The sequence below is a fragment of the Streptomyces sp. NPDC001880 genome (genome assembly GCF_053594575.1).
Window position 1 is genome coordinate 1 of record NZ_JBSFET010000209.1, and the last position, 3,922, is coordinate 3,922.

Consider the following 3,922-nt stretch of genomic DNA (forward strand, 5'->3'; position numbering starts at 1 on the left):
CCGCAACCTCAAAGCCGCCGAGGCCGCCGGCCGTCTGACGAACAAGCTCGGCACCTACCTACGGCCCAGCGTTCTCGTGGTCGACGAAGTCGGCTGTGCGCCACGAGGCGCTGATGGATCTCGCGGGATGAGAGGCCCGCCGCCAGTCCTCGCAGGGACTGGTTGAAGCTGGAGGCAGGTTGAACCCCGGGTTGGGGGTGAGGCCGGAAGCAGCCTCGACAACGTAGGGGCGGATCGACACCACCAGACGGTTCGTGCCCGCAAGCGAAGACGGAATGGGTGCAAGGAAACTGAACCAGTGGTTGACGTCCCGTGAGTCGTCAGCGGCCTGCCGAACCTGGTGGATGGGCCGCTTTGCAGTGCTGGAGATCGCCATAGCCGATGGGATCTCCTCTTTCGACGTCTTTAGCCTATGGGCGTCGGGAGGCCCGGACCAAGACTGCGATGTGCGGTCCGTGGCGATGCTGCCGGGGTATAGCTGGGCACCGAAGCCGTCACAGAGATTCTCAGTGAACGTGGGAAGCGATCTGGCATCGCCCTTCCCGTCCGGCGGCCAGCCGGGCGGCGGGCAGGCGCAATGCCCGCTGATGACACCAGATCGTGGCGGAGTCGCCGTAGTACTCGGAGGCCGGGAAAGCCGGTCACATGGGGAAGGGCGACAGCGTGATGGCAGCAGGACTGCTGTCGGGGAGGAACGTTGTTGAATAACGACGCGCCGCCGACAACTTGGCCGGGCAGTATGACGGCCGAGCGGCGGGTACTCGATCATCAGATCAAGCTGCACCGATGGGCAAGGAACGAGCCGGACCGCCGGTTCGATGATGTATTCAACTTGATCTGCGACCGGGCCACCTTGTTGGTGGCCTGGGAGCGGGTGTCTGGCAACCGGGGTGCCAGGACAGCAGGCGTGGACGCGGTCACCCGCTACCACGTCGAGGAACGCCAGGGAGTGATTCCGTTCCTGGAGGAGCTTCGCTCCTCACTCAAGGACGGCTCCTTCACCGCGTTGCCGGTCAAGCAAGCAGTGATTCCCAAGAAGAACGGCAAATTCCGTTACCTGGGCATCCCGACCCTGCGGGACCGCGTCGCGCAGATGGCGCTCAAGCTGGTCCTGGAACCGATTTTCGAGGCCGATTTCTATCCGTCCAGCTACGGGTATCGGCCAGGCCGTCGGGCCCAGGATGCCATCGCCGAGATCCACCACTTCACCTGCAAGCCGTCGACCTACGAGTGGGTCATCGAGGGCGACATCAAGGCTTGCTTCGACAACGTCGACCACCACGTTCTGATGGACCTGGTGGCCGAGCGCGTCAAGGACCGCAAGGTCCTGCGGCTGGTCAGCGCGTTTCTGCGGGCCGGGGTTGTCGAGAGGCACGGTGGATTCGCGGAGACCCTCACGGGGACTCCGCAAGGAGGAGTCGCCTCCCCGCTGCTGGCCAACATCTATCTCTCGGTACTGGACCGGCATTTCTCGCGGATCTGGAACACAGAGATGACCCCGCCCTGGCGTCGGCAATACCGGCGCCGGATGGGGCGGCCGAACTTCCGGCTCGTGCGTTATGCCGACGACTTCATCGTGCTCGTGCACGGGACGAAATCCGAGGCCGAATCGCTCAAAGCGGAGATCGGCGAACTGCTGGCCAGCAGGTTGAAGATGACCCTCTCGGTCGAGAAGACCCACATCACCCACATCGACGACGGATTCGTCTTCCTCGGATTCCACATCCAGCGGAGATCCTGGGGCGACGGCCGTCGTGTCGTGCTCACCATTCCGTCCAAGCAAGCCTTGGCATCGGTGATGCACAAGATCAAGAAACTGACGGGGCGAAGCACGACATCGCTCTCGTTGGAGGAGGTGCTGCGGACAGTCAACCCGGTCCTTCGGGGCTGGGCCGCCTATTTCCGCTACGGCGCATCCAAGAAGACGTTCTCCTACCTCGGCTGGTACGCATGGTGGAGACTGATCCATTGGATTCGCTACAAGCATCCCCGCGTGACCTGGAAACAGTTGCGCCGCCGCTACTACGGGGCGGACCGCATCACCGAGGGCGGGCTCGTCCTCTACAACCCGGCGAAAATGCGGGTCGAGCGCTACCGCTTCCGCGGAGCGAAGATCAGCACGCGCTACAACATCGACGAGGTCAATCCGGGCGGAGCACGTTTCCGCCGGACCAGCCACGACGATGTGGCCTTCGTCGGCCAGGTCAGCGAATACCTCGCCTGATTCATTGGATCACGTGGAGAGCCGGATGCCCGGCCAACGGGCACGTCCGGTTCGGCGGGCGGGGATGGGAAAACCGACACCGGAAACGGTGCACGGCGTCCCGCCCCCGACCCAACACCAGCCCCTCGAACGAGCCGAGGCGAACCTGGTCTTCCAGGTCATCTCGAAGCGTTACGAGAAGGGCCGTCCAAGCCGTCGAGTCCGCAGCATCCGTTGAGGCGCCCGCGGTAAGGGTGTCTGGCCACTCCTGAGATGTCGTCGGGGTTGAGGACGAACACGCCGGCGTGAGGGCTGACCGCATACGATCCGCGCGGCATCAGCGGCGGCAGGAACCTGTGTCCGGGGGCTTCCTCCGTTACCGGCGGCGGCATTGGTACTTCCCGGAGGTCGGGGCTGATTCGCTGCTGACAGGCACTGCAGGAGAAGACGGTCATGGCCGCAATTTTGCGGGAGTCTCCGGTGCTGTCTCTCGTCATTTCCGGCCCGGCTCCGAGGCAGGAAGTCGCCCCTCGTCGATGTGGTCGGCGAGATAGATCAGGGCGGCTTGTGGGTCCATGCCGAAGGCGGCCGCGACCAGTTTGGGGTCCATGGTGTTCACGAGGTCGACGAGGCGGGTGCTGCGGATCGTCCGGGGCGGGTATCCGCAGGCGTCAAGGACGTGAGACAGATAGGCAGTTGAGGCCGGGCTTCGCCCGGCCTTGGTTCCTTTGGTGACCATGACGTGCGGGTTGGCCGTCGGCCATGCCTCGCGGTGGGCCAGGCAGCGTCGCAGTACATCCCAGGAGGCCGGGTCAAGGGGGACGGGGTGGGGCCGCTTGCCGAGCCGGACGCTCTGGGGCACCGGGTCGATGTCGGTGACCTGCAGCATCCGGGCCTCGGAGCTGGAGGCGCCGTGCAGCAGGGCAAGCATGCCGACCAGGGCCTCGTGCGGGTGGACATCCTCGTTGGTGGTCCAGCGGCGGAAGAGGTCGCGCTGCTGGTCGAGGGTGAGGGTGCGGCCGCGGAAGCCGTTCGGCTCCTTCGCGGTCAAAGTCCGTGTCGGGTCGACCAGCACGATGTGCTTGGAGCGGGCGAAGCGGAAGAACTGCCGCAGCACGGTCAGCCGCCGCTTGCGGGCCCGGGGCAGGTGGCCAGGAAGGCTTCGACGTCGTGAACGTCGACCAGGGCCCAGTCGTCCTTGCCACGGTGCTCGACGAGGAAGAGGGCCAGGTCACGCAGGATGGCCAGGGCGGTTTCCAGGGTGTGGTCGCTGCGGGGCCGGGTGCCGGCCCGGCGGGCCCGGTCCTGGGCCCGCATCCGGGAGCCGTCGAAGGCGAGGACGGCGGGACGGAGAGTTTCGGGGACGGCGTCGACGCGACGCTTGCGTCGCCCGGCGGCGAGCCGTTCGGCCTGGTCGGTGGGCAGGGACAGGCCGCGGAGGGTGAAGAAGTCCTCGAGCGCGCGAGCGAAGGAGCCCATCGACCGTGGTCTTCCACCTCCACTCGAACCAACAGCGCCTCACGGCGCAAACAAGATCAGCGACAGAGCCCGTTCGCCCGTACGCAACTGGGGAGGAAAGTCCGTACGCCGACACCTGGTCAAGGTGGCCGCCGCGCGGTGGGCGGTGGAGGAGTGCTTCCAGACCGCCAAGGGCGAGTGCGGCCTGGACCACTACCAAGTCCGGCACTACCGGGCCTGGTACTGGCACATCACGCTCTC

3 protein-coding genes and 2 pseudogenes are annotated in these 3,922 nt (G+C 65.8%); 3 read left to right on the forward strand and 2 right to left on the reverse strand.

What is annotated here, in order from left to right:
* Window positions 1-103: pseudogene (locus tag ACWCQ6_RS36185) on the forward strand (ATP-binding protein); the annotation flags it as partial.
* A 594-nt stretch (window positions 104-697) separates the two neighbouring features.
* Window positions 698-2,224 (forward strand): group II intron reverse transcriptase/maturase, encoded by a 1,527-nt coding sequence (gene ltrA, locus ACWCQ6_RS36190; RefSeq protein WP_451096619.1) that lies wholly within the window; start codon window positions 698-700, stop codon window positions 2,222-2,224.
* A 472-nt stretch (window positions 2,225-2,696) separates the two neighbouring features.
* On the opposite strand, the gene ACWCQ6_RS36195 is transcribed toward ltrA, so the two are convergent.
* Both ACWCQ6_RS36195 and ACWCQ6_RS36200 read right to left on the reverse strand, forming a co-directional pair.
* Window positions 2,697-3,320, reverse strand: a complete 624-nt coding sequence (locus ACWCQ6_RS36195; RefSeq protein ID WP_451096621.1) for a hypothetical protein — start codon at window positions 3,318-3,320, stop codon at window positions 2,697-2,699.
* A gap of 2 nt (window positions 3,321-3,322) precedes the next feature.
* Window positions 3,323-3,682 carry a hypothetical protein gene (locus ACWCQ6_RS36200; RefSeq protein ID WP_451096623.1) on the reverse strand — a complete coding sequence of 120 codons (360 nt, stop codon included), beginning with the start codon at window positions 3,680-3,682 and terminating at the stop codon, window positions 3,323-3,325.
* 115 nt (window positions 3,683-3,797) lie between these two features.
* On the opposite strand from ACWCQ6_RS36200, the pseudogene ACWCQ6_RS36205 reads away from it, so the two are divergent.
* Window positions 3,798-3,922: pseudogene (locus tag ACWCQ6_RS36205) on the forward strand (IS701 family transposase); the annotation flags it as partial.

Excerpts from the sequence above, each read along its gene's own strand:
- ACWCQ6_RS36200 (WP_451096623.1), bottom strand. The coding sequence starts at position 3,682 with ATGGGCTCCTTCGCTCGCGCGCTCGAGGACTTCTTCACCCTCCGCGGC.